The organism is Streptomyces sp. NPDC058662 (assembly GCF_042716255.1).
Taxonomy (GTDB): domain Bacteria; phylum Actinomycetota; class Actinomycetes; order Streptomycetales; family Streptomycetaceae; genus Streptomyces.
The window spans coordinates 64,463-88,374 of record NZ_JBHXRU010000008.1 but is presented as its reverse complement, the minus strand read 5'-3'; the positions used below and the strand labels follow the sequence as shown (position 1 = coordinate 88,374).

Genomic DNA, 23,912 nt, shown 5'->3' with positions numbered 1-23,912 from the left:
GGGCGGTACGGGCGGGCGGTACGGGCGGGCCTGTCCTTCTCGTACGCTCGTCGGGAGCAGAGCACGCGGACGAAGACGCGTACGAAGACGCAGACGATGAGGCACACGATGAGCGGCGACACCCCGGGCAAGATCCTTCTCGTGGCGAAGGACCGCACGCTCCGGGTTCTGCTGGAGCGCCTGCTGGTCGGCCGGGGGTTCGCCGTGGTCGACGGCGGGAGCGGTGCGGACACCGTCGCCCTGCTGGAGGGCGACGGCGCCATCGCCCTGCTGGTGTGCGAGCGCACCGGGCCGGGGCTGGACGAGGTGGCCCTGTTCGAGGAGGTCCGCCGGCACCCCTCCCTCGGGCGGACACCGATCCTGGCCCTGCCGCCCGCGGACCCCGAGTGCACGGCCCGCGCACGGGAGGCGGGTGTGGACGACTGCCTCGCGAAGCCCTTCCATCCCACCGAGTTCCTGACCCGCGTCGAGCGCCTCGCCCGGCCCTCGGCCGGCTGACGGCACGTACCGCGCGAGGAGCTCGCGCCGTAGAGGCTCCCGGACGCCGAAGAGCCTCCCGCTCCGGTCGGCGGGAGGCTCGTGCGTCGTGTCGGGTGCCCATGCGGAAGGGTCGGATCCGCGGGTCCGGGTGGGGCAAGCCGGGGCCCCGTGGGCACTCGCGCAAGCGTCGGAGGCCCCGGCTCGTAAAGGGGAAGCGTGTCAGCTGCCGCTCGACAGGTTGCCCGACAGCACCGGGATGTTGCTGAGGATGTGCGAGAGCGGCTCGTCGCCCTTGGCCTGGGTGGAGTTCTCGACGCACTGCTGGTTCTGCGGGTTGGACAGGACGTTGATGTCCTGGACACCGACGTTGACCAGGGCGAGGACCGACTGGACGTTGAGCTTGGCCGGCAGGCCGATGCAGGGCTTGTTCAGGGTGCCCTGGACCAGGCTGAGCTGCGGGCTCAGGTCGCCGTGGGTCTGCTGGTTGCCGTAGATCTGCTGGGAACCGTTGCCGTTGACGGTGTTGATCCCGTTGTCGTTGCCGATGGCCATGGCCGGAGCGGCCAGCGCGGCGCCCGCACCGAGGATGGAGGCGGTGGCGGCGGCGGTGGCCATCATCTTCTTGATCATCATCGTCCTTCTGTTGCACGAGTGCACGGGGGTGAGCACAGTGATCAACGCGCGGCCCCCCGGCGGGTTGCGCCGTTTCACCCGATCGGCCGCGGGAAACGGGCGAGGGAGAGGGGGACCTGGGTGATGAATGGGCGATCGCGGTATGTCACGGAGTTGGTGGCGGCGTTCGAGCGGTACGCGGAGCGGCCGGCGATCAGCACCGGATCAGCACCGGGACCCGGTTCGGGGTCCGGACCGGGACCCGGATCCGGTGTCGAGTGCTACGCGGAGGTGCTGGACCGCGTGTACCGGCTGGCCGGGGTGCTCGCGGACGCCGGTGTGGGGCGGGGCTCGGGCCTGGCCTGCGTGGCGACCCGGAACCGGCCCGAGGTGCTGTGGGTACGCCTCGCCGCGCACCTCCTGGGCGCACGGCTGACCCAGGTCATCGCCGGACCGGCCCTGTACGGGCTGGAGTTCATCCTGCGGGACTGCCGGCCGGACCTGGTGCTGCACGAGGCTCCCGTGCCCCGGACCGGGGTCCCCGAGCTGGCGCTGGACGAGGCCCTGCGCCGGGCGGCCCTGCGCGATCCCGTGCCCGTGGCGGTGCGGGCGCGCGAGGAGGACGTGGCCCGGGTGACCTACACCGGCGGCACCACCGGGCGGCCCAAGGGGGTGGCCTCCACCTTCGCCGCGATGGCCGCGCGGAACACCGTACGGGACCCGGAGTGGGCCAAGTCGGTCTACCTGTCCGTCACTTCGCTGGCCCAGCGGTCGGGCGGCCGGTGCCTGGAGCAGCTGCGGGCCGGGGGGCGGGTGGAGATCCTGGAACCCTTCACGCCCGCGGGATTCGCCGCGGCGTGCCTGCGGCTGGGCCCGGTGGCCACGTACCTGACGACCTCGATGATCTACCGGTTGCTGGACGATCCCGTCACGGCCGACGGCGTGCCCGGACTGGAGCGGATCTCGTACGGGGACTCTCCCGTGCACCCCGAACGGCTGCGGGAGGCGGTGACCCGCTGGGGCGGGCGGTGGCAGCAGGGCTACGGCATGAACGAGTCCGCGGTGGTCTGCCGGCTCACCCCCGCCGACCACGACGCGGCCGTCGCGGACCGGCCGGAGCTGCTCGCCTCCGTCGGGCGGCCCGTCGCGGGGGTCGAGGTCGACGTACGGGACGCCAGTGGCGCGGCGGTGCCGGCGGGGAGCACCGGAGAGGTGTGGACGCGGTCGGCGGCGATGATGGCCGGCTACTGGAACCGGCCCGGGCCGACGGCCGAGGCGCTGCGCGACGGATGGCTGCGGACGGGCGACGTCGGGCACCTGGGCGGGGACGGGTACCTGTACCTCGACGACCGGGTGAAGGACGTGGTGATGGTCGACGGGGAGAACGTGTACTGCGTACCGGTCGAGGCCGCGCTCGCCCGGCATCCGGCGGTGGCGCGGGCCGCGGTGGTGGGCCGGCACAGTGATCTGACGGGGGAGGAGGTGTGCGCCTTCCTGGTCCCGGCGCCGGACCGCGCACCGGACCCGGTCGCGGCCGAGGAGGCCTGCGACCTGGTGGAGCGGGCCCTGGCCCCCGCGCACCGGCCCACAGCGGTGTTCTGGGTGACGGACATCCCGTTGACCGAACGCGGCAAGCCCGACAAGCGGCGGCTGCGCGCCCGCGCGGTGGACGCCGACGGCCCGTGACGGCCGGGGCGCGATGGCCCGAACGGCGCGTCCGGGGAACGGTCTTGCCGCTTAGTAGTCGAACAGATGGGAACAGAGAGGGGGACAGGGAGCTGGAGCAGGCTCGGGCGCGGCCGTCGCCGATGACCGGGCGACCACCACGGCCGCGACGTACGGAGCACCCAGGCGTGAACCCCGAGATCGACCGGATGCGGCGCGCCGACTCGGCGGCCGGCCGGTACAAGGCCGCCACCGCCGGACTGTCGCTGCTGGCGGTGGTGCTCCCCGACGACCTCGAAGGCCACCGCGAGCGCTTCCTCCGCGCCGCCGGGCGGGGCGTTCCGGACAGCCCGAGGTTCACCTACCGCGAGGCCGACGGGAGCGCGTCGCGGGCCCTGCGGGAGATCGTCGCCGAGGGCGCGGCGCACGACGACCCCTGGCACCGGCTGATCGCGGAGGAGGCCGCGCGGCACCTGGACAGGTACCTGGCCTGCGCGAGTCATGACGGCGCGCGGATCACGGAGGCCACGACGCGGGAGAACGGCGCTCCGGACGAGGCACTGCTCGCCGACGCGCTCGCCGTCCTCGAAGGGGCTTCCGAACGGCCGGACCCGCGACCGGACCAGGAGCGGGCACACAGCCCGGAGGAGGAGGAGCCGGTGCTGAACGCGGCCGCCGCCGCGTCCGCGATCACGGCCGTCCTGGCGCGGGAGCGGCTGACGGACTGGACGGTACGCCTCAAACCCGGCGCGGCCGCCCGCATGAGCGTGTCGACAGCCGACCGGTCCGTACGGATCCGGCCCGACATCCGGCTCTCGCGGGACGAACTCGTACGGCTCGTCGTCCACGAGATAGGCACGCACGTCTTCCGGTGGGTCAACGCCGTGCGGGGGGCGCGGATACTGGGCCTGCAACTCTCCGGGCACACGGCCACCGAGGAGGGGTTCGCCGTCTGGAACGAGCAGCGGGCGGCGAACGGCGGCGCGCTCGACCGGCGGTTCGCCCTGCGTGTGGTGGCCGTGGACGCGGCGCTGCGCGGGAGTTTCACCGACGTGGTCGAGGCCCTCGCGCCGTACGCATCGGTGGTCACCGCCTTCGATGTGGCCGTGCGGGTGAAACGCGGCCTCGTCGACACGTCGGAGCCGGGAGGCTTCGTCAAGGACCACGTGTACCTGGCGGGCTTCCGCATGCTCGGCCGGCACTTGAGCGCCCGTCCGGACGACCACGACCTGCTGATGAGCTCGAAGTGGCCGCTCCACCGGCTGGAACTCCTGCGGGACGCCGGAGTACTCGACCATCTCGGCGACGACCTCAGGCGGCCGGACGAGGAATTCGTGGCCCGTGTGCGGACGGTCGTCGGGGGCTGAGCCGGAGGCCGGACGCACTCCCCCGGCCCAGCCCCACGGTGCTCAACGGGCCGGCTCGGCGTCCCCGTCGGACGGCCCGGCATCCAGCGCGGCGGTGTCCGGGGCCGTGTCGCCGTCGGGGTCGCGCCGGAGGGTGGCCGGGGCCTGGTCCCCGTGGGGGTCGCGCCCGAGGGAGCCCGGAGCCCGGTCCCCGTCGGCGCGCCGTCCCGGAACCGTTTCGGAAGCTGTTCCGTCCGCCTTCCCGCCCGTGGCGACGGCCGGGGCCCGCAACCCGCTGTCAGCCGGCGACGCGTCCGGCGCGAAGAGCGCCATTTTGCGCGTCCAGCCCTCGTGCGGTTCCTCGCGGATCACCCGGCGGCTCTTCCCCTTCTCGAAACTGCCGTAGAGGATGCGCTCCAGGGGCCCCTCGTACTTCATCTCGAACTGCTTCCCGATGCCGGACATCCCGTCGCGAGCGAAGCACCGGAACCGCAAATGCGCCGGTCGGGTGCCGGCGAGCGTGCGCGCGGCGACGAGGGCCAGGATGTCCTCGCTGTAGGCGACGGTGTACACGCCGGAGACGTTCTCGGTCTGCTTGCGCCAACTGCGCCCCTTGATGGACATCGGGTCCGGGCGGTCGCGCATGATCAGCTTGGTCTTGTTCCTGCCCTCGGCGTTCTCGTAGACGAGGACCAGCTCGAATCTCAGATCCACGAGCATGCGCCGGCTCCTGTTGACCAACTTCATGCTGTACCGGAGCCCCTGCCCTTCCACGGACCATTTGGCCGCGATATCGGGGGAGAGTGTGATGCGAGGTCTGAACAGGCGCATTCCTACAAGAGAGAGCGTCGAGGCCGAGGCGGCGACGACGACTTTTTCAGCGATGCCGAACAGTAAGTCCACTCGCACCACGGACCTTTCCTCACCGCCGGACCGATCCGGTCCTCGACCGTTTCCGCGGACTCGATCCGGCGGGAGCAGCTTCCCAAAGCGGGCCGGGCGGGAGGAGGTGTTTGCGCCACTTGGCCTGATCCAGGCCCTTGATGGCCGAAACGCGGAGGGCGCGGCAGGAGCCGTTCCGGTGCGCGCCTCACGGTGCGGGGGGTGCGCGGCGGGGCCGCCGTCGGCGGAAGCGCCCGTCCTACGCGGCCGGTACGACCGAAGCCCGTATCGCCGCGGCCCACTCCAGCAGCAGCGTCGCGTGCCGGATCCGCTCCGCGTCGGACAGCCGGCCCTCGGCGCGGGCGAAGAGGCCCCGGATGTCGGCGTTGATCTCGGCGAGGGGGCGGTCGGCCGCGAGGGGGGACAGGGTCCCGGAGGTCGTGGTGTCAGAGGTCGGGCTCACGTGATCAAGAGTAGGCGGGGGGTCTGACATTGATACTCGTAGCGGGTTCCGGTGGTCGTGGCTCAGGGTCTGACTGACGCCCTGCTGGGCTGTCCTGCGGTTGTTCTGTCCGGCTGCCGGGACCCGTTCTCCATGGCTCCGGCCAGGTGGAACATGACCTGATAGGAGCTTGGCCAGAGGCCCCCTCAATGTCCTGTCTGACCCACCCTGCCGGTGTCACCTCCGGCCCGGGAAGGCAGCTCACAGGATGACAGCGATAACCACGCCCACCGCAGAACTGGATGCGGTGTTCGGCGGAGTGGACTCCCACGCGGACACGATCCACGTCGCTGTCATCACCGACCGGGGCGGCCACGTCACCGACGCCGAGTTCCCCACCACGGCAGCCGGATACGCCGCGGCGATCGCGTTCCTGAACGCCCACGGCACGGTGACCGCCGTCGGCGTCGAGGGCACCTCCTCCTACGGCCTCGGATTCACCCGCGCCGCCCGACACTCGGGCCTCACCGTGATCGAGGTCAACCGGCCCGACAAGGCCGAACGGCGCCGGATCGGCAAAACCGATCCCATCGACGCCTACGCAGCCGCCCGCGCCGCTCTGTCCGGCCGGGCATCGGTCATACCCAAGGACGACACCGTCAGCGGGATGCGCGCCCTCCACAACGCCGCACGGTCCGCCGTCAAAGCCCGCACCGCCACGTTGAACCAGATCACGCACATCCTCATCACCGCCCCGGACGACATCCGCGTCAAGTACACCGCTCTACGCGGCAAGACGCAGGTCGACGCGATCTCCCGACTCCGTCCCACGGGCGATGGACCGCGCGTCGCCCTCCTGACCGCCCTGAAGACCCTCGCCCGCCGGGTCCAGGCCCTGACCGCAGAACACGACACCCTCACCACGGCCCTGGACGCTGCCGCCACCGAGCACAACCCCGGCCTGCGCGCCGCGTTCGGTGTCGGCCCCGACACCGCGGCCCAGCTGCTGGTGACCGCCGGCGGCAACCCTGACCGCCTGCGCACGGAGGCATCCTTCGCGGCCCTCTGCGGCGTCGCGCCCGTCCCCGCCTCCAGCGGCAGGACCAACCGCCACCGTCTCTCCCGGGGCGGCGACCGCGGAGCGAACTCAGCCCTCTACCGCATCGCTCTCGTCCGTATGTCGAGCGACGCCCGCACCCGTGAATATGTCGCCCGTCAGACCGCCGCCGGACGCACAAAGAAGGAGATCATCCGCCTGCTCAAGCGGGCGATCGCCCGGGAGATCTTCCGCTACCTCACCACGCCCGTCGCCGTCCCGGACATCGCCGACCTCCGACCCGCACGCCAGGCCAAGAACATCACCCTCACCACCGTCGCAGAACACTTCGGCGTCTGGCCTGCGGTGATCTCCTGCATAGAACGCGGCACACGCCGCGACGACGACCTCGCAAACGCCTACCGCGACTGGCTCACCGCCGCTTAACCTCGGCCACCGAACAACTCCTCGTCCCTGAGACGCCACGTCATGGATGATGAGGCGATGTTCGTCCGCACGCAGAGCCTGCCGCAGACCTCGCAGCGGCCCATGACAGTTCGGGTTCACACCCCCATCGGGTCCGTCGTGGTGCTCTGGGGCGGTGACCCGCAAGAGGCAGACGGCCAGCACCTTGTCGAATGGACCGTCGACGACGACGTCCACTGGGGCCAGAACACCCGGCTGGCCTCTTCTGCCGAGGCGGAACTCCGACAGGAAGGCGACCGGGTGATCATGCGCGGCCTCCTCCACCACACGGAAGACGGCGCCGCACATCTCAAGATGGGCCCCTGGTCTGTGCTGTTCGATCTGGCAGCACCGATCCCCAGCGGCCTGGACGAGTCCTGGGTTGAGATCAACGTCGGATCGGAGAGCGTCGCCCTTCACCCCTACCAAACCTGACCGGACCACCACCAGGTTCTCGGGCCCCCTTGACTGCCAATAGGAGCATCAACCGTGCGCGGTGTCCGTCATGCGGACGCGTTTTCCCCGTCACCGGCGGAGCCCCGTACCGCCGCCGTCCGCGGGCCTACGCTCCGGGTCGGTCCTACGCGAGCCGGACGGCCCGGGACCGGAGGTAGCGGGCTTCGGGGAGGCTGAGCGTGAGCGCGGCGGCCCTGGTGTAGGCGGCGCGCGCCGCCTCCCGGTCGCCGGCACGCTCCAGCAGGTGGGCCCGTACGGCCTCCAGCCGGTGGTGACCGGCCATGCGCTCGTCGTCCTCCAGGGCGGCGAGCAGGGCCAGGGCGGGGCCCGGCCCGTGCACCATGGCCACCGCGACCGCGTGGTTGAGCCGCTCCACGGGCCCCGGGACCATGCGGAGCAGCAGTTCGTACAGGCCGAGGATCTCGGTCCAGTCGGTGTCCGCGTCGTTCGCCGCCTCGTCGTGGACGGCCGCGATGGCGGCGCGCAGCTGGTAGGGGCCGAGCCTGGTGCGCGTGAGGGCCTCGCTGACCAGGGCCACCCCCTCGGTGACGGCGGCGCGGTCCCAGCGCGTGCGGTCCTGGTCGGCGAGGGGGATCAGGCTTCCGTCAGCGCCGGTACGGGCCGCTCGGCGGGCGTCGGTGAGGAGCATCAGGGCGAGGAGGCCGGACACCTCGCCGTCGGCTGGCAGCAGCGCGTGGACGGCCCGGGTGAGTCGGATCGCCTCGGCGGCGAGGTCGGCGCGCTGGAGGTCGCGGCCGGAGCTGGCGGTGTAGCCCTCGTTGAAGATCAGGTAGAGCACCTGGAGCACGTCCGCGAGGCGCTCGGCGTGCTCTTCCTCGTCCGGCATGCCGAACGGCGTCCCCGATTCCTTGATCCGGCGCTTGGCCCTGCTGATCCGTTGCGCCGTCGTGGCCTCGGGCACCAGCTGGGCGCGGGCGATCTCGGCGGTGGTCAGGCCGCCCACCGCGCGCAGTGTCAGCGCGATACGGGCGGCCGGGGCGAGTTCGGCGCGGCAGCAGAGGAAGAGCAGTCTGAGGGTGTCGTCCTCCGCCGGGGCGCGGCTCTCGCCCGGCGGCGGCGCGGTGAACGCGTCGCGCGGGGTCAGCGCGGCGGCCTTCTCCTCGCGGCGTCTGCGCGCGTCCTCGGCGCGGAGCTCGTCGACGAGGCGGCGGGAGGCCACGCGGATCAGCCAGCCGCGCGGGTTGGCGGGGCGCCCTTCGCGGGGCCACTGGCGGGCCGCGGCGAGCAGGGCCTCCTGGACGGCGTCCTCGGCGGCGTCGAAGTGGCCGTACCGGCGGATGAGCGCGCCGAGGACCTGCGGCGCCAGCCGGCGCAGCAGGTCCTCGGCGGGGGGCGCGGGGTCCGCCGTCACATCTGCGGCCCGGTCCCCTCGTCGACGGGCTGGACGACGACGGGGTAGTTCGGGGAGCCCTCGGGGACGGGACAGGCGTAGGCGCGCGCGGCGATCTCGGCGGCGCGGGCGAAGTCGGCGACGTCGACGATCCAGTACCCGGCGAGCACCTCCTTGGACTCTCCGTAGGGACCGTCGGACACCACCGGGGTGCCGTCGGAGCCCGCCGTGACCAGCCGGGCATGGCGGGGGGCGGTGAGGCCTTGGCCGTCGACCCACTCGCCGGACTCGGCGAGGTCGTCGTTCAGCGCCTGCATGTGGTCGTACATGGCCTTGAGCTCCGTCTGCGACCAAGCGGGGCTGTCGGCGCTCGCCCGGCCGGCCATGGCTTCGTAGTCGTCCTGCTTGCCGAGGACCATCAGCATGTACTTCATGGGGTGCCGCTCCTTCTGCTCGCGAGTCCCGGGTCCGGGGCTCTCGTAGGGGACGTCGGAGCCGCCCCTCCCATTTCGACATGCCGGCCGCGACCGCGCGAGACGGTTCCGTCCTGGATGGTCGAGCGCGCCGCCGGTCTGGTGTGTCGACGCCAGTCGATGGTCCCCGGAGGCTGTCAGCGCTCCATGGCCCCCGGCGGAGCGGCGGCGCCGTTCAGGCAGTGGTCGAGGAGTGCGTGCATGCGCGGAACGGGGAGGGCCGGATTGGCCGCAGCGCCCCCGGCGGTACGGGGGTCGGCGAGGAGGGTCTCCAGGACGTCCGGTGACAGGCCGGGATTGGTGGCCGCTGCCAGGCGCACCGACGCGTCGGGGTCCTCCACCGGGGGGTCGGGCAGGGCAGGATCGGCTGCGGCCAGGGTCCGTACCTCGGGATCCGGGTGGTTGGCGAGGTGAGCCCAGCCGGTACGGGGGAACGCGGGCAGGTCCCGCAGGTGCGGACGGTGGGCCCGGCGGGTGACGAAGACATCCAGGAGGAGCTGCGGCGGAGCCATCGGGTGGTGGCAGGCCAGCCGGATCCTCACCTCCTCGTCGTCGTCCTTCGCGAGCGCTTCAGCGAGCTCCGCCGGCAGGCCGGGCCAACTTGCCGCAACCCGGCGCAGTATCGGTTCCTCGGACACCGCGCAGGAGGCGAACCAGTCGGGAGACGGCCCGACGCCCGGTTCGCTATCCGGCTTGTTGAACGGCTCGCCGATCGGGCAGGTGCAGTCAGGACCGTGCCCGACGACTTGATCGACCGCCCTGTACTCCGCCCAGGTACGGGGGAAGGGGTGGAGCCGCGCGCACATCCGCACGTACTCGTCCGGGTCCTCCCCCAACTCCGCCGCCAGATCCGGTCCCACGTCGGGCCGGACGGCAACCGACGCACGGACCTCCGCCTCGGGGTGTCGGGCGAGCCGGGCGAGGGCGTGGGCCGGGGTGTACGGGTTCCGGGCCAAGGGGAGCACCGTGCCGTCCGCGAAGCACTGCTCGACGAGCGCGGGGGACAACGCACACGTGTCGAACAGGAATGCGTTGCGCGAGCCGAAGGACGGCAGCCTGGCCTCCACCCGTTCCGGATCCGCCACCCAGTTCCTGTCGTGCGCCGCTTCACGGACCGCGGGGTCCGGATCGTCGAGCAGCCCCGCCCGCTGCGCCGGCGTGAGTGACTCCCACCTCCAAGTCGCCCGTATGCGGAGTTCGGGATGCTTGTGGCCGGCGATGGAGCGGAAGAAGGACAGCGGGATCTGCCGGGACGAATCAAGCTCCCAGACGATCTCCTTCTCGGTGACCTTGCCGTCCTCGCCCGCGTCCTGGGCCATCAGGAGGGTCACGAGGATGTCGTCCGGCAGCGGTCGGACCCAGCGGGTGTCGTACCGGGGGCGGGGGCCGGAGGCGAGCCACCCGCGGACGATCCCCGACGGGTCCGTCGCCAAGGGGGCGAGCCGAGCCGGGTCGACGTACCGGTTGCGGGCGAGCGTGCGGCGGACGACGTAGTCCGGATGGCGCAGGACCGCGTCGATGACGGCGTCAGGCAGGTCCCGGCCCTCGCACATCAGCAGGCCGGCTTCACCGGCCGCCCGGTCCAACAGCCGTACCAGTACGTCGGAGGGCGCCGCCGGATTGAGGGCGATGCCGCGCAGCCACGGTTCCCGCAGAGAGTCGAACACCGCGCCATCCTGCCACCTCGCCTCAGAACCGGACCGCCCGAGTACGACCGCGGCCGTCGTCAGACCCGCCCCTCCAGAACTTCGCGCGTTCCCCGAACGGGGACGGATGCGCACCTGCCGGTGCCCCTGCGGACGGAGCCGCCGGTATCGCGGCCGCCCTGCCCGGGGCGACGCAGATCAGGCCTTCACTTCGCGGACGTCCTTTCCTTCTTCGGCGAACGCCTTGAAGTCCTGCATGTGCTGCAGTGACTGCTTGCGGAACGCGCCGGGCACAAGGAACCCCACCAGCCGCATCAGCAAACCGCTGAACCGGTACTCGTTCTCGCTCGCCCAGAGCGTCGTCTCCGGACCAGCCTCGGTCAGCCGGTCGCGCACGGCGCTCCACATGCCCTCGCCGACGATCTCACGGTCGAAGCGAACGACGCTCTCTGTCGGGATCCCGTGCAGATCTGCCGGTTCCCGGCGCGTGATTGTCTCGGTGCACTCGAATGTCCGCTGCCCCATCTGCATCACGACCCGCGACGTGGTACCGACCTGCCCGTGCACGCCACTCAGCGGCTCGTGCAGCACCAGGCCCCGCAGCCACTTCGGCATGTGTGCCGGGTCGGCGAGCAGTTGGGCCACCCTCTCCCGGGGCAGGGCGACCTCGATCGAGACGGTGTACTTCACGGCGCATCCCTCCACATCACTGAGTGAACGGGCGACTCTACTGATCTCTCCCGCGCCCGCACGAGGGATGCCTCAACAAGATCACCGCCGTTTGCGGCTGTGACACGGTTCCTACCGGCACCCGAGGACGGGCAGCGGGTGCCCCTTATCGAGACGACGCGCGGGGGAGATCGCCGTCCGTGTCCGGGCTCCGAGTGCCGCAACGGGGGCCTGGTGCGCTCGCGCGGCGCCTGGTCCTCCTCTCCGTGGACGTATGCCGCACAGAGGGTCGGCCGGTCAGGACTCAGGCGCCGGGCGAGCGTCGGACAGCAGGTCAGTTGTTGGAGCCGACCGTGTTGTCGTGGCCCGCGTTGAACACGTCGTCGGCCGCGAACTGCAGCCAGTCGCCGAAGACAAGCGTGTACGAGTACTCCGCCGGCGCGGTGACCACCACGTCAGCGGAGGCCGCGGAGGCACCGCCCAGGACGATGGCGCCGGCGGCGAGGACGGAGAACACGGTACGCATGGAGCGCATGGATCCACCTTTCAAGAGGTCGAAGGGGGCACCCCTGAACCTAGGGAAGGTTCGTCCCCGTGTCCCGCCGCACTGCCGGGCACCGCCGAGGGCAAGCCGATTGGCCGAAGCCCCGACGGTGCGGCCGCCGGAGCCGGCCGTCCCGCCCGGCCTCGCCCCGCCCCGCCCCGCCCGGATCTGCGTACCGCCTCGGTGTCGCCGATACGCTCGCCCCATGAAGATCATCGACCTGGAGGCCGGCGACCCACGGCTCACCGAAGACCTGTTGCCCGTGCTGCGCGAACTGCGCCCCCACCTGACCGAGGAACTGTTCCGCGAGGTCCTGGCGGAGGGCAGCGGCCAGGGGCTGCGGTTCACCGCGGCGTACGACGCGCAGGGTGCGTGTGTGGGCGCGGCGGGCTGGCGGATCGTCGCCAACACCAGTCAGATCCGCAAGCTGTACGTGGACGACCTGGTCACCGCCGCCGCCTCCCGATCCTCGGGCGTCGGACACGGCCTCCTCGCACACTTGGAGCGGCACGCCCGGGAGGCGGCCTGCACAGCACTGAACCTCGACTCCGGGACCCACCGGACCGAGGCCCACCGCTTCTACTTCCGCGAGCGGATGTCCGTAACGGCCTTCAACTTCACCAAGCCTCTCGTCTGACCCCGGGGCTGCGTGGTGCACCCATGGTCGGTTCCTGTGGTGCGGAGCGTAGGCGTGGTGGGGAGGCGGGATCCTTTCGCTGCCCGGCCTGTCCGTGGTGGAGCGGCGCCGGTCCTCACACCATCGCGATGACGACCTTGCCGGCCTTGGCGCGGCCCTTCTCCGCGTACTCCATGGCCTCGCGGGTCTGGTCGAAGGGGAAGACGCGGTCGACGACGGGCCGGATCGCTCCGGCGTCGATGAGCCGGGTGAGTTCGCGCAGTTGGTCGCCGTCGGCCTTCATGAACAGGAAGGAGTAGGTCACGCCCTGGCGCTTGGCGCGGCGGCGGGTCTTGTAGCTCAGCGCCCTCATCGCCTGGCGGAGGACCGGGTTCGCGCCCAGCTCGCGGGCGAAGTCCGCGTCGGGGGGCCCGGCGATGCTGATGACCTTCCCACCGGGCTTGAGGACCCGCAGGGACTTCGCCAGGGTTTCGCCGCCGAGGGTGTCCAGGACGACGTCGTAGCCGTTCAGCACCTCCTCGAAGTCCTGGGTGCGGTAGTCGATGACGACGTCTGCGCCGAGTTCCTTGACCAGGTCGGCATTGGCAGCGCTCACGGTGGTGGCCACGTGTGCACCCAGATGTCTGGCCAGCTGGAGGGCGATGGTGCCGACACCGCCGGAGCCGGCGTGGATCAGGACCTTCTGGCCCGGCTGGACCTGTGCCCTCTCGACCAGCGCCTGCCATGAGGTGAGGGCGACCAGGGGGAGGGAGGCGGCCTCCGTCATGGTGAGGGTGGCCGGCTTGGGGGCCAGGTCGTTCTGGTGGACGGCGATGAGTTCGGCGAAGGTGCCGATGCGGTCCTTGTCGGGCCGGGCGTAGACCTCGTCGCCCACCGCGAAGCGGGTGACGGCCGCGCCGACCTGGACCACCACTCCGGCGAGGTCGTTGCCCAGGACGAGGGGCAGACGGTACGGCAGGACCATCTTGAAGCCGCCGTCGCGGATCTTGAAGTCCAGCGGGTTGACGCTCGCCGCGTGGATCTTGACGAGGACATCGTCGGCACCCGGCTCCGGTTCGGGCATGGCGGCGGCGCGCACCGCGGACTGGTCACCGTACTCCGCGATCAGGTAGGTCTTCATCGTCGTCTCCGTTTCTCGTCCGCGGGGGGGGGATCTGCGCTCGCTTCGGGGACACTCCTCATGCCGCGTTCGGGGAGGCGGCCAGGCTTTGCTTCACGTACCGGGTGGTCTCGTCGGCGAGGATTTCGGGGAGTCCCGTTTCGATGCCGGACAGGGCTTGGGCGGCGACCTCGGCGGGGTCGGCCTTCTGGTCGGCGGGAACGTCTGAGGCCATGTCGGTGTCCATGTATCCGACGTGCAGCGCCGTCACCGCGATGCCGCGGGGCGCCAGCTCCTCCCGGGCCGCGCCGGTCAGCGCCCAGGCGGCGGCCTTCGCCGCGGCGTAGGAGCCGAGGCCGGCCGGGTGCAGCCAGGACAGGACGGACAGCACGTTGAGTACGGCGCCGCCGCCGTTGCCTTCGATGACCGGGGTGAAGGCCCGGGTCACGGTGAGCGGACCGAAGAAGTTCACCTCCATCTCCAGGCGCACCGCGTCCGGGCTGCCCGCGATCAGCGGCGTGCCGGTGGAGATGCCCGCGTTGTTCACCAGGAGCGTCGCGTCGCGGGCGGTGCGGGCCGCGTCCCGGATCGACTCCTCATCCGTCACGTCCAGCCGCAGCGGGATGACGCCCGGAAGGTCCACCGTCTCGGGGCGGCGGGCCGCCGCGTACACCTTGGCCCCGCGTTCCACGAGCTGGGCGGCGAGATGCCGCCCCAGGCCCCGGTTGGCACCGGTGACCACCGCGACCGCGTCCTTCAGTTCCATGTCTGCTCCTGATGCCGAGGGCCCGCGGCCCGGATGGAATAGATGATGACTGAAATCTAAACTACATCTAGGATAGATTGCAATCGACATCCAATCGGGAGGGGCGACTGATGGGCCGCGTATCGCAGGCACAGGCACAGGACAACCGCCGACGGGTCGTGGAGACCGCCTCCCGGCTCTTTCGGGAACAGGGCACCGACGTCAGCGTCGCCGACCTCATGAAGGCGTCCGGCCTGACGCACGGTGGCTTCTACAAGCAGTTCGCCTCCAAGGAGGCACTCATCGACGAAGCCACCGCGCACGCGTTCGGCGAACTCGCCCAGCACCACAAGGACGGGCTCGATCAGTACGCCGGGCAGCGCGACGCCGCCCAGCGGGCGCTGATCGACGCCTACCTCTCCACCGAGCACCGCGACAGCGCGGCAGACGGGTGCCCCGCCGCCGCACTCGCCACCGACATGGCCCGCGACGGCGGAGACAGCGAGGCCCGCCGCGTCTACACCGAGGGAGTGCGCGACTTCGCCGAATGGCTCGCCACCGAGGACCAGGACGGCATCACCCGGCTGTGCACCATGCTCGGCGCACTCGTCCTGTCCCGGGCCACCAAGGGCTCCCCGCTCTCCGAGGAGATCCTCACCACCGCACGCGAGGCACTGACGGCCACCAACTGACCGGAAGACACGGTGCGGGGCGGCCCGCCGCGGTGCTCGGGCACACCCCGGCACACCGCTGATCATCCCGAAGAACCTTCACCCCGACTCGCCGCCCGATCAACACGCCGCGAAGCTTCTGGTTCCCGACCCTCACCCTGGACTTGAGGTTCACACCGCTGCCCGATCCAGGTGTCCCTCGGGCCCGCCGGGCCGCGGTACCGCGGTCGTCGCCCGGGCCGCCCGGACCCGCCAGGCCGGGCGCCGTAGGGTCTGGTCCATGCGTGCTCACCTGCGTCAGATCGTCGTGGACTGTCATGACCCCCGAGCCCTGGTCCAGTTCTGGGCCCGGCTGCTCGGCGGTGACCCCGTCGACCGGGACCGGGGCTGGTCCCACGTGGAGGTGCCCGGCTTCGCGCGGCTCGCCTTCCAGCCGGTGCCCGAGGAGAAGGCGGGGAAGAACCGGCTGCACCTCGATATCGCCGTCGAGGACGTCGGGGCGGCCGCCGCCGAGGCGGTGCGCCTGGGTGCTGTGCCTCTCGGCCCGGCCGTCACCGACGACCAGGGCTCCTTCCGGAGCATGCGCGACCCGGAAGGCAACGAGTTCTGCTTCGTCAGCGAGTAACGGGAGCCGGCCGCCGGCTCCGCGGCGGTCGCGCGGCACGAACCCGACCCGGGCTCCGCCAAGCCGGCGGGCGGCCGGGGCCGGAACGCCGGCCCGCGGTGCGGCCGTGACCAGAATGCCGGCCCGCGGTGAGCGGCCGTGATCGAAACCTCAGCCCGCGGTGCGGCCGTGGCCGGAACGCCGGCCCGCGGTGCTCCCGTGACCGAAACGTCGCCGGTCCGAGGCCCCGGAGGGCTCGTACGTGCGGGACGCGCTTGCTAGGTTCCAAGGCCAGCCAGCCCGATCCGAGGAGCCCCTCCCCCATGCCCGCCCCCACCGGACCGCTCCGGTCCCTGCCGGTCGCCGTCCTGGGCGCCGCGCTGCTGGCCGGACTCACGGGCTGCGCGGAGACGCCGGGCGCGACCCCGGCCGCCCCCTCCGCTCCGCCGTCGGCCCAGGCCTCCGTATCCGCGTCCGCGTCCCTCGCCGCGAGCGCTACCGCATCGGCGTCCGCGGCCCCCTCGGCACCGGTGTCGCCGTCCGCCGGCGCGTCCGTGACCGGCGCGGCGCCCCCGCCCAGCCCGCGGGTCGCCTCCTCTCCCCCGGCGCCGACCCGGCTGACGGTGGCGGTCCAGACCCGGGGCGGTCGGCTGGCCCTCGTACGCGGCGGACCGGCGCAGGAGTTCACCGTCACTCTGCGCAACGGGAACTCCGTCGACCACCGACACGTCCTGGTGGCCTTCCAGATGGAACCCCTCATCGGCGACGCCGGTGACCCGCCCGCCGGCGGGCCCGGGTTCCAACTGGAGCGCTTCGACCCGGTTTCGGGCACCTGGCGCCCGACCGCCCTGCGCCTCGCCGCCGACGCCAAGCCCGCCGCGCTGTTCACCGGCGGCGGCCCGCTCGGTCGGGACGCCGTACGCGTCGAGCGGTACCGGCTGCGCGCCGGCGCCGGGGGCCCGACGGGCAGCAGCCCCCTGATGGTGTCCTTCCTCGACACGGACGCCCACCGCGAAGCCGCTCCCCATGTGGCCGTCCCGCATACCAGCACCCGATGAGCAGCGCCCGCAGATCCTCGGCCAGTCGGTGGTCGTCCCGGCGCTGATGCCGTACATCACCAGCCAGTTCCTGGTCCGCTCGCGGGGTGACCGGCCGGAGGTGATGCCCGAGGGTTCGACCAACCTGGCGTTCATCGGCCAGTTCGCGGAGGTGCCCGACGGCGTGGTCTTCACCGTCGAGTACTCCGTACGCACGGCGTGGACCGCGGTGACGACCCTGCTCGGGCTGGACCGGCAGCCGCCGCCCGTCCACAAGGGGCAGCACGACCCCAAGGTGCTCGGCGAAGCCCTGCGGACCATGCACCGCCGCTGAACCGCCCTCGGTGCGCCCTAGTGGGCCGCGGGCTCGCCCAGGGCGCGTGCCGCGGTGCGCCATGCGACGGTGACGGCCTGCCGGGCGCGGTCCGTCGCCTCCGGTACGCGGGCGGGGAGGTGCAGCGGCCGTCCGATGTGGACGTGCAGGTCGGGCCGGCGCAGGGGCGCGGTGAGGGCGCCGGCCAGCTGCTTGACGCCGCCGCCGGAGCACAGCCGCCGGGCACCGGCCTGGCCCACGGGTACGACGGGTGCCCCCGTGGCGACGGCGAGCCGGGCCACACCGCTGCGGAACGGCCCCGGGGCGGACTCCCGCACGTCGCGGCGGCCCGGCAGGCCGCCCTCGCCGTAGAGCAGCACGCTGCGGCCCGCGGCCAGCGCGGCGGCCGCCAGGTCGAGGGCCTCGGCCGCGCGCGAGGTGCCGCGGTGAACGGGGATGTGACCCTCGCGGCGGAGGGCGGATCCGAGCAGCGGTACGCGCCACAGGCCGCCCGTCGCCAGGATGACCGGGTCGATCCCGTACCGGCGGAGCGCGGCGACGACCACGGCCGGGTCGGCCAAGGAGGTGTGGTTGGCGACGACGATGCTGCCGGTCGCGTCGTGCGCGCCCGCGTCGGCGGTGACCGTCAGGTGCCCGCAGGCGGGTACGACGGCGGCGGCGATTCGGCTGAGCATGGACGTCCCCGTTCGGGTGGCGCGGTGTGGTGCCCCCATCGTCGGACGGCGCGGCGGGCCGGGGATGAGTAGCCGTACTCACTACGGCTGGGGTCTGCGGCCCACTTCGGTACGGGGCCGGCCGCGTCGCTCGCCGGCGCCGGGGCACGGAGTCGCGGGGTCGGCCGGGGCGCGCAGTCGCGGGTCCGGCGCGGCGCGCAGTCGCGGGTCCGGCGCGGCGCGCAGTCGCGGGTCCGGCGGGTGCCGGAGTCGCCGGGCTGCTGCCGTGCCGCGCGGTCGCCGTCCCGCCGTGCACGCAGGTGCCGCGTTAATTGCGTTGCTGAGTTGATTTTTTGCACCTGCTCGTGGACTTCGTACGGTCGGAGTCGTAGCCTCCTGCGTTGAGTCGACTCCCCCCTCCCCCCGTCGATCGAGCCGCAAGGACGTGCGTGCCCGTGTCCCCATCCCCGCACCGCCCCGCCCCCCGTACCCGGGCTCACCCCCCGGGCCCCCGCCAACTCCGCAGGGTCCGGCAGCGGGGCGCCGCCGTCCTGCTGGCCCTGTCGCTGACCGCGACGGCCGCCATTACCGCCCTGACCCTCGGCAGCGCGCCCCCCGCCCACGCCGCGGGCGTACCGACCCCCTCGCCGATCGGCATACCGGGCCGGGGTGCCGACGTGCCCTTCACGGAGCTGGAGGCCGAGTACGCCGTCTCGAACGGCACACTGATCGGCCCCGACCGGTACTACGGCCGCCTTCCCTCGGAAGCGTCCGGGCGGCAGGCGGTGACGCTCGACGCCGTTGGCGAGTACGTCGAGTTCACGTTGACCGAGCCCGCCAACGCCATGTCCCTGCGCTACAGCCTGCCGGACACGGCCGACGGCAGGGGCCGGGACGCGACCGTGGACGTGCGGGCGGACGGGCAGTCGATCCGGACCCTCCCGGTGACCTCCAAGTACAGCTGGTACTACGGGGGGTACCCGTTCAACAACAACCCGGGCGACACCCACCCGCACCACTTCTACGACGAGTCCCGCACCCTGCTCGGCGCCACCTACCCGGCGGGCACCAGGATCCGGGTGCAGGTGACCTCCCTCGCCCAGTCCCCGTCGTTCACCGTCGACCTCGCCGACTTCGAGCGGGTCGCCCCGGCCGGCACGAAACCGGCGGGCGCCCTCGACGCCGTCGCGGACTTCGGCGCCGACCCGAGCGGCGCCACCGACTCCACGGCACGGATGCAGGCGGCGGTCGACGCCGGCCGCGCCCAGGGACGGACGGTCTTCGTCCCGCCGGGCACGTACACGCTGTACGACCACGTGGTTGTCGACGGGGTCACCGTCCAGGGCGCGGGGCCCTGGCACACCGTCTTCGGCGGTCGTGACCCGGTGAACCGCCACCGCGCCGCCGGCTTCTACGGCAAGTACGTACCCGGCGGCGGCTACACCGGCCCGGTACGCCCGCACGAGGCCAACGGGCCGAGCAGGAACGTGACGCTGAAGGACTTCGCGATCATCGGCGATATCCGCGAGCGGATCGACGACGACCAGGTCAACGCGATCGGCGGGGCCATGTCCGATTCCACGGTCGACAACCTGTGGATCCAGCACGTCAAGGTCGCCGCGTGGATGGACGGTCCGATGGACCGCTTCACCATCAAGAACAGCCGCTTCCTCGACATGACCGCGGACGGCGTGAACTTCCACACCGGTGTCACGAATTCCCGCGTCACCAACACCTTCGTGCGCAACGCGGGAGACGACGGTCTGGCGTCCTGGCCGCAGGACCAGCCGAACGTCAACATCAGCTTCGACCACAACACCGTCGTCCTGCCGATCCTCGCCAACAACATCGTCACCTACGGCGGCAAGGACTTCACCATCTCCGACAACGTCATGTCGGACACCGTCAGCAACGGCGGCGGCCTGCACATCGCCAACCGCTACCCGGGAGTGAACTCCGGGAGGGGCACCGCGGTCGCCGGCACCGTCACCGCCGCCCGCAACACCCTGATCCGGGCCGGGAACAGCGACTTCAACTGGAACTTCGGCGTCGGCGCGATCTGGTTCTCCGGACTCAACGAGCCGGTGCGGGGCGCGGCCATCCGCATCTCCGACACCGAGATCCTCGACTCCTCCTACGCCGCGATCCATTCGATCGAGGGCGCCATCAGCGGGGTCGAGTTCACCGACGTCACCATCGACGGCGCCGGCACCTACGCCATCCAGGTCCAGGCCGGGATCGACATGAAGCTCACCCGCGTCACCGCGAGGAACATCGCCCAGGCCGCCACCCCGATCCACAACTGCGTCGGCACCGGCCTGCGGATCACCGACGGCGGCGGCAACTCCGGCTGGAACACCGGGCAGACCTGCTCCGGCCTGTGGCCCGACCCGGTCTGGACGAACGGCGGGGTGCCCTCCGGCGGCGGGAGCACCACCCCGCCCCCCACGCCTACCGCCCCTCCCACCACACCCCCGGCCACCCCCACGACACCGCCCGCCACGCCGACCACCCCGCCGAACGGCAACCTGGCCCAGGGCCGGAGCACGACCACCTCGTCCGCGCTCCCCTCGTACGGCGCGGCGAACGCGGTCGACGGTAACGCGTCCACCTATTGGGAGAGCGGCGGCAGTGCCTTCCCGCAGACCCTGACGGTGGACCTCGGCGAGCCGAAGGCGATCGGCCGGGTGGCCCTCAAGCTGCCGCCGTCCGCGGACTGGGCGGCCAGGACCGAGACCCTCTCGGTGCTCGGGTCCACCGATGCCGCCTCCTGGTCGACACTGCGTGCCCCGGCGGGGGTTGTCTTCGACCCGGCAGGCGGCAACAGCGCGACCCTCGGCCGCGACGCCGGCGCCTCGGCCCGCTACGTCCGGCTCCACATCACCGGCAACACCGGCTGGGCGGCGGGCCAGATCGCGGAGTTCGAGGTCTACCCCGCCGTCGGCGGACCGACCGCCCCGCCGACCACCACTCCCCCGCCCACGCCTCCGCCGGGCAGCGCGAACCTCGCGCGGGGACGGACCGTGTCGGACACCGGCCACAGCCAGGAGTACGTCCCCGCCCGTGTCACGGACGGTGACGCGGGTTCCTACTGGGAGAGCTCCAACAACGCCTTCCCGCAGTCACTGACGGTGGACCTGGGCGCCGAACGGACGGTGGGCCGCCTGGTGCTGCGGCTCCCGCCCGCCTGGGCCACGCGTACGCAGACCCTGTCGGTGCACGGATCGACGGACAATTCCGCCTGGTCGACACTCAAGGCTCCCGCCGGCCACGCCTTCACCGGGGGCGGGGCCGGTGTCAGCATTCCTCTGCCGGCGTCCGGTGCCCGCTATGTGCGGCTCACCTTCACCGGGAACACGGGCTGGCCGGCGGGTCAGCTGTCCGAACTGGAGGTGTACGCCCCGTAGGCGCCGTCGCGCCGTCGCGCCGTCACGCCGTCGTGCCGTCGTGTCTGCTCGCGGGCCGAGTATGACCGTACGGTCACAAGTCGCGCGGCGGGGAACGCGCCGGGCCCGCCCGGCATCTAGACCGTCGGCGGGGCCCCGCGGGCCCCGCCGCACGATATCGGCAAGACCGGCGGGCCGCGGGCCATCGCGTGGGCGGTGGGGGCGGTCGCCGGGTATGAGCGGCAAGGCGGGGCTGGGATGAAGGCGGTAACGGTGTCGGGTGACTCCTCGGACACTTCGAAGGACGAGGGGACCCCGGTCCCGCCGGGGCACGACGCGGAACCGGCGGCGGAAGGGGCTGCCGAGAGCCGGGACGCGGCCGAGCCCGGGAAGTCCCCGAGCGAAGCCGTACCGGCCGCCGGCACCGAAAGCGCCGAAGGCGGCGACCGGGCTCCCGCCGACGCGGAACGCCGGCCGGTCCCCGTCCCGCCCACCCCCAGCGACCCGGCGAGCGGCGAGGGCCGGGACGCCACGGATGCCGCACCGACCGCGGACGGCGGAACCGGCGACGCCCCCGGTACGGGTGACGACGACGCCGATACGACCGACGACGACGGTACGGGCGACGACGGCACCGATGCGACCGACGACGCGGGTACGGGTGACGACGCCGATACAGGTGACGACGAAGGCCGTTCCGCCGACCGCGGGAGCGAGGCCGGGGCCGACGCCACCGACGCGCCGGAGGATGCGGCGTCCACCGAGAGCGACGACGCCGACGGCCCTCCGGGCCCCCCGACGGCGGTCAAGGCGCCGAGCGCCCCCGGCCCCAGCGCCGACGGCAAGACCCCGGCGAAGACCGAACAACGCCCCGCCGCCGAACACACCGACGACGACGCCGACGACGCCGCGGACACCGTCGAACGGGACGCACCCGAGGCCCCCCGCCCCACGCCGACCCGCACGGACCCGGCACCCCGCACATCCGGGCCGGCGAAGCCCGCCGCCCCCGCCGAGTCCGGCGCCGTCCCGAGCCCGCGCAGCGCGACCGCCGCGCCCGGGGCCCGAGGTTCCGAGGCCGCCGAGGCGGGCGGCGGCAGCGGTCCCCGGGAGGGGCGGAAGGACCGGTCGGCGCCGGCCTGGGCCGAGAACCGTCCCGGAACCGCGGACAGCGAGCGGACGAGCGAGTTCGTACCGCTCAAGGAACTGCACACGCGCGCCGCCGCACCGGCGCCCGTACGCCCCGCGCCCGCCTCCATACCCGTCCCCGCACCCGCCTCCATACCCGTCCCCGCACCCGGACCCGTGCCCGGGCCCGCTCCCTTCGGCCCCGCACCGCTCGACCTGCCGGCCGAGCTCACCCTCACGACGCGACCCGCCCGCCGGACAGTCGCACGCCGCGTGCTGCTGTGGACGCCCGTCCTGCTGCCGCTCGCCGGTGCGGTCGCCGCCGTGCAACTGCTGCGCCCGCTGCCCCTCCCCGGGATCGTGTCCACGGTTTCCGCGCACACCGTGGACGGCGCGTTCTCGATCCCCTGGCCGGAGAAGGGCCAGGGCGCGGTGCGCGTCCCGGGCTCCGGCGACATCGGCTCCTTCGGCGAGCAGAGGCCTGTGCCGACCGCCAGTGTCGCCAAGGTGATGACCGCTTACGTCGTCCTGAGGAACCACCCGCTGAAGAAGAACGACGCCGGCCCCTCCATCACCGTCGACGCGAAGGCCGTGGCGGACGGCACCTCGGAGCACGAGTCCCGGGTCGAGGGGCTGACCGCCGGGACGAAGTACAGCCAGCAGGACATGCTGAAGATGCTGATGATCCCGTCGGGCAACAACGTCGCCCGTCTGCTGGCGCGTTGGGACACCGGTACCGACTCCGAGGCGGCGTTCGTCGAGAAGATGAACGCCGCCGCCCGGGAACTCGGTATGGACGACACCGTGTACACCGATCCCAGCGGGCTGGACGCGGCGACCGTCAGCACGGCCGCGGACCAGCTCAAGCTCGCCGAGGCCGTCATGAAGGACGAGGCGTTCCGGGCGATCGTGGCCCTGCCCAGCGCGCCGATCAAGGGCCTGGCCAAGCCCCTCGTCAACAACAACGACCTCCTCACCGTGCAGGGTCTGAGCATCAGGGGCATCAAGACCGGCTCCAGCACCCCCGCCGGCGGAGCCCTGATGTGGGCCGCGTACAAGTCGGTGGGCGACGAGACCCCGTTGATCCTGGGCACGCTGATGGACCAGCACGTGACCGGCCCGGACCCCGACGGCTCGAACAGCCTGGTCCTGGTCAAGGCGAACAGCCGGAAGATCATCGAGTCGGTGCGGGCAGCCCTCGCGCAGTCCCCGGTCGTCCGCAAGGGGGACGTCGTGGGGTACGTGGACGACAAGCTCGGCGGCCGTACCCCGCTGGTGGCCGCGCAGGACCTGAATGTGATCGGGGTGCCCGGCCAGCGGCTGTCGCTGTCCCTCTCCGGCACCGACTCGGCCGTGCCGCGTTCGGCGAAGGCGGGTACGGAGGTGGGCCGGCTGACGGTCGGCGGCGGTGAGGGCGCGAAGAGCGTGCCGGTGGCGGTCCTGGGCGAGCTGGCCGAACCCTCGTACGGCACCCGGCTCCTGCGCGTCGGGTAGCCGTCGACACGCGCGCGGCGAAGGGTCCCGCCGACCGCCGGGGCGGCGCGGCGGGAC

At 72.5% G+C, this 23,912-nt stretch carries 22 protein-coding genes and 1 pseudogene; 12 read left to right on the top strand and 11 right to left on the bottom strand.

What is annotated here, in order from left to right:
• Positions 1-108 precede the first annotated feature (108 nt).
• Positions 109-498, top strand: a complete 390-nt coding sequence (locus tag ACFWUQ_RS05765) for a PleD family two-component system response regulator (protein ID WP_384533281.1) — start codon at positions 109-111, stop codon at positions 496-498.
• Between the two features lie 201 nt (positions 499-699).
• Here ACFWUQ_RS05765 and ACFWUQ_RS05760 read toward each other — a convergent pair whose 3' ends face one another.
• On the bottom strand, positions 700-1,110 hold the full coding sequence (locus ACFWUQ_RS05760; protein ID WP_384533356.1) for a rodlin: 411 nt from the start codon (positions 1,108-1,110) through the stop codon (positions 700-702).
• 126 nt (positions 1,111-1,236) lie between these two features.
• On the opposite strand from ACFWUQ_RS05760, the gene ACFWUQ_RS05755 reads away from it, so the two are divergent.
• Complete coding sequence (locus ACFWUQ_RS05755) at positions 1,237-2,778, top strand: AMP-binding protein (RefSeq protein WP_384533278.1); 1,542 nt, start codon at positions 1,237-1,239, stop codon at positions 2,776-2,778.
• A 167-nt stretch (positions 2,779-2,945) separates the two neighbouring features.
• On the top strand, positions 2,946-4,124 hold the full coding sequence (locus tag ACFWUQ_RS05750) for a tyrosine/phenylalanine carboxypeptidase domain-containing protein (RefSeq protein ID WP_384533275.1): 1,179 nt from the start codon (positions 2,946-2,948) through the stop codon (positions 4,122-4,124).
• Between the two features lie 42 nt (positions 4,125-4,166).
• Here ACFWUQ_RS05750 and ACFWUQ_RS05745 read toward each other — a convergent pair whose 3' ends face one another.
• Complete coding sequence (locus ACFWUQ_RS05745) at positions 4,167-4,823, bottom strand: hypothetical protein (protein ID WP_384533272.1); 657 nt, start codon at positions 4,821-4,823, stop codon at positions 4,167-4,169.
• A gap of 421 nt (positions 4,824-5,244) precedes the next feature.
• Positions 5,245-5,448, bottom strand: coding sequence for a hypothetical protein (locus ACFWUQ_RS05740; RefSeq protein WP_384533269.1), 204 nt, complete (start codon positions 5,446-5,448; stop codon positions 5,245-5,247).
• A gap of 247 nt (positions 5,449-5,695) precedes the next feature.
• Here ACFWUQ_RS05740 and ACFWUQ_RS05735 point away from each other — a divergent pair, with 247 nt between their 5' ends.
• Positions 5,696-6,910, top strand: coding sequence for an IS110 family transposase (locus ACFWUQ_RS05735; RefSeq protein ID WP_384533266.1), 1,215 nt, complete (start codon positions 5,696-5,698; stop codon positions 6,908-6,910).
• A gap of 42 nt (positions 6,911-6,952) precedes the next feature.
• Entirely contained in the window at positions 6,953-7,363 is a 411-nt protein-coding gene (locus ACFWUQ_RS05730) for a hypothetical protein (protein ID WP_384533263.1), read from the top strand.
• A 145-nt stretch (positions 7,364-7,508) separates the two neighbouring features.
• Here ACFWUQ_RS05730 and ACFWUQ_RS05725 read toward each other — a convergent pair whose 3' ends face one another.
• The 5 genes from ACFWUQ_RS05725 to ACFWUQ_RS05705 all read right to left on the bottom strand — a co-directional run bounded on the left by ACFWUQ_RS05725 (position 7,509) and on the right by ACFWUQ_RS05705 (position 12,058).
• Entirely contained in the window at positions 7,509-8,756 is a 1,248-nt protein-coding gene (locus ACFWUQ_RS05725; protein WP_384533260.1) for an RNA polymerase sigma factor, read from the bottom strand.
• Positions 8,753-9,169: a YciI family protein gene (locus ACFWUQ_RS05720; protein ID WP_384533258.1), complete on the bottom strand. Its 417-nt coding sequence runs from the start codon at positions 9,167-9,169 to the stop codon at positions 8,753-8,755. Before ACFWUQ_RS05720 ends, ACFWUQ_RS05725 begins: the two co-directional genes overlap by 4 nt.
• A gap of 176 nt (positions 9,170-9,345) precedes the next feature.
• On the bottom strand, positions 9,346-10,875 hold the full coding sequence (locus ACFWUQ_RS05715; RefSeq protein ID WP_384533255.1) for a hypothetical protein: 1,530 nt from the start codon (positions 10,873-10,875) through the stop codon (positions 9,346-9,348).
• Between the two features lie 177 nt (positions 10,876-11,052).
• Positions 11,053-11,544: an SRPBCC family protein gene (locus tag ACFWUQ_RS05710; protein ID WP_384533252.1), complete on the bottom strand. Its 492-nt coding sequence runs from the start codon at positions 11,542-11,544 to the stop codon at positions 11,053-11,055.
• 313 nt (positions 11,545-11,857) lie between these two features.
• The gene (locus ACFWUQ_RS05705; protein WP_384533249.1) at positions 11,858-12,058 is read right to left on the bottom strand and encodes a hypothetical protein; all 201 of its coding nucleotides are present in this window, start codon (positions 12,056-12,058) and stop codon (positions 11,858-11,860) included.
• A 214-nt stretch (positions 12,059-12,272) separates the two neighbouring features.
• On the opposite strand from ACFWUQ_RS05705, the gene ACFWUQ_RS05700 reads away from it, so the two are divergent.
• Positions 12,273-12,704 (top strand): GNAT family N-acetyltransferase, encoded by a 432-nt coding sequence (locus ACFWUQ_RS05700; RefSeq protein WP_384533246.1) that lies wholly within the window; start codon positions 12,273-12,275, stop codon positions 12,702-12,704.
• A 115-nt stretch (positions 12,705-12,819) separates the two neighbouring features.
• Here ACFWUQ_RS05700 and ACFWUQ_RS05695 read toward each other — a convergent pair whose 3' ends face one another.
• A complete protein-coding gene (locus ACFWUQ_RS05695; RefSeq protein WP_384533244.1) occupies positions 12,820-13,824 on the bottom strand; it encodes an NADP-dependent oxidoreductase in 1,005 nt (334 codons plus the stop codon).
• A gap of 58 nt (positions 13,825-13,882) precedes the next feature.
• A complete protein-coding gene (locus tag ACFWUQ_RS05690) occupies positions 13,883-14,569 on the bottom strand; it encodes an SDR family oxidoreductase (RefSeq protein ID WP_384533241.1) in 687 nt (228 codons plus the stop codon).
• A 110-nt stretch (positions 14,570-14,679) separates the two neighbouring features.
• Between ACFWUQ_RS05690 and ACFWUQ_RS05685 the strand changes: the two genes are divergently transcribed.
• From ACFWUQ_RS05685 to ACFWUQ_RS05670, 4 genes and pseudogenes are all read left to right on the top strand, one after another.
• Entirely contained in the window at positions 14,680-15,240 is a 561-nt protein-coding gene (locus ACFWUQ_RS05685) for a TetR/AcrR family transcriptional regulator (protein ID WP_384533238.1), read from the top strand.
• Positions 15,241-15,499: 259 nt separating this feature from the next.
• On the top strand, positions 15,500-15,844 hold the full coding sequence (locus ACFWUQ_RS05680) for a VOC family protein (protein WP_384533236.1): 345 nt from the start codon (positions 15,500-15,502) through the stop codon (positions 15,842-15,844).
• A 302-nt stretch (positions 15,845-16,146) separates the two neighbouring features.
• Positions 16,147-16,881 (top strand): hypothetical protein, encoded by a 735-nt coding sequence (locus ACFWUQ_RS05675; RefSeq protein WP_384533232.1) that lies wholly within the window; start codon positions 16,147-16,149, stop codon positions 16,879-16,881.
• 4 nt (positions 16,882-16,885) lie between these two features.
• Positions 16,886-17,194: pseudogene (locus ACFWUQ_RS05670) on the top strand (oleate hydratase); the annotation flags it as partial.
• Positions 17,195-17,211: 17 nt separating this feature from the next.
• Here ACFWUQ_RS05670 and ACFWUQ_RS05665 read toward each other — a convergent pair.
• Positions 17,212-17,868: a lysophospholipid acyltransferase family protein gene (locus tag ACFWUQ_RS05665; protein ID WP_384533229.1), complete on the bottom strand. Its 657-nt coding sequence runs from the start codon at positions 17,866-17,868 to the stop codon at positions 17,212-17,214.
• A gap of 434 nt (positions 17,869-18,302) precedes the next feature.
• Here ACFWUQ_RS05665 and ACFWUQ_RS05660 point away from each other — a divergent pair, with 434 nt between their 5' ends.
• Positions 18,303-21,254, top strand: a complete 2,952-nt coding sequence (locus ACFWUQ_RS05660; RefSeq protein WP_384533226.1) for a discoidin domain-containing protein — start codon at positions 18,303-18,305, stop codon at positions 21,252-21,254.
• A gap of 237 nt (positions 21,255-21,491) precedes the next feature.
• Positions 21,492-23,855: a serine hydrolase gene (locus ACFWUQ_RS05655; protein ID WP_384533223.1), complete on the top strand. Its 2,364-nt coding sequence runs from the start codon at positions 21,492-21,494 to the stop codon at positions 23,853-23,855.
• The last annotated feature ends 57 nt before the right edge of the window (positions 23,856-23,912 follow it).

Coding starts and splice junctions, on each gene's coding strand:
- ACFWUQ_RS05685 (WP_384533238.1), top strand. CDS start 14,680: ATGGGCCGCGTATCGCAGGCACAGGCACAGGACAACCGCCGACGGGTC.
- ACFWUQ_RS05655 (WP_384533223.1), top strand. CDS start 21,492: ATGAAGGCGGTAACGGTGTCGGGTGACTCCTCGGACACTTCGAAGGAC.
- ACFWUQ_RS05690 (WP_384533241.1), bottom strand. CDS start 14,569: ATGGAACTGAAGGACGCGGTCGCGGTGGTCACCGGTGCCAACCGGGGC.
- ACFWUQ_RS05705 (WP_384533249.1), bottom strand. CDS start 12,058: ATGCGCTCCATGCGTACCGTGTTCTCCGTCCTCGCCGCCGGCGCCATC.
- ACFWUQ_RS05675 (WP_384533232.1), top strand. CDS start 16,147: ATGCCCGCCCCCACCGGACCGCTCCGGTCCCTGCCGGTCGCCGTCCTG.
- ACFWUQ_RS05745 (WP_384533272.1), bottom strand. CDS start 4,823: ATGCTCGTGGATCTGAGATTCGAGCTGGTCCTCGTCTACGAGAACGCC.
- ACFWUQ_RS05760 (WP_384533356.1), bottom strand. CDS start 1,110: ATGATCAAGAAGATGATGGCCACCGCCGCCGCCACCGCCTCCATCCTC.
- ACFWUQ_RS05735 (WP_384533266.1), top strand. CDS start 5,696: ATGACAGCGATAACCACGCCCACCGCAGAACTGGATGCGGTGTTCGGC.
- ACFWUQ_RS05730 (WP_384533263.1), top strand. CDS start 6,953: ATGGATGATGAGGCGATGTTCGTCCGCACGCAGAGCCTGCCGCAGACC.
- ACFWUQ_RS05665 (WP_384533229.1), bottom strand. CDS start 17,868: ATGCTCAGCCGAATCGCCGCCGCCGTCGTACCCGCCTGCGGGCACCTG.
- ACFWUQ_RS05700 (WP_384533246.1), top strand. CDS start 12,273: ATGAAGATCATCGACCTGGAGGCCGGCGACCCACGGCTCACCGAAGAC.
- ACFWUQ_RS05765 (WP_384533281.1), top strand. CDS start 109: ATGAGCGGCGACACCCCGGGCAAGATCCTTCTCGTGGCGAAGGACCGC.
- ACFWUQ_RS05680 (WP_384533236.1), top strand. CDS start 15,500: ATGCGTGCTCACCTGCGTCAGATCGTCGTGGACTGTCATGACCCCCGA.
- ACFWUQ_RS05755 (WP_384533278.1), top strand. CDS start 1,237: ATGAATGGGCGATCGCGGTATGTCACGGAGTTGGTGGCGGCGTTCGAG.
- ACFWUQ_RS05695 (WP_384533244.1), bottom strand. CDS start 13,824: ATGAAGACCTACCTGATCGCGGAGTACGGTGACCAGTCCGCGGTGCGC.
- ACFWUQ_RS05720 (WP_384533258.1), bottom strand. CDS start 9,169: ATGAAGTACATGCTGATGGTCCTCGGCAAGCAGGACGACTACGAAGCC.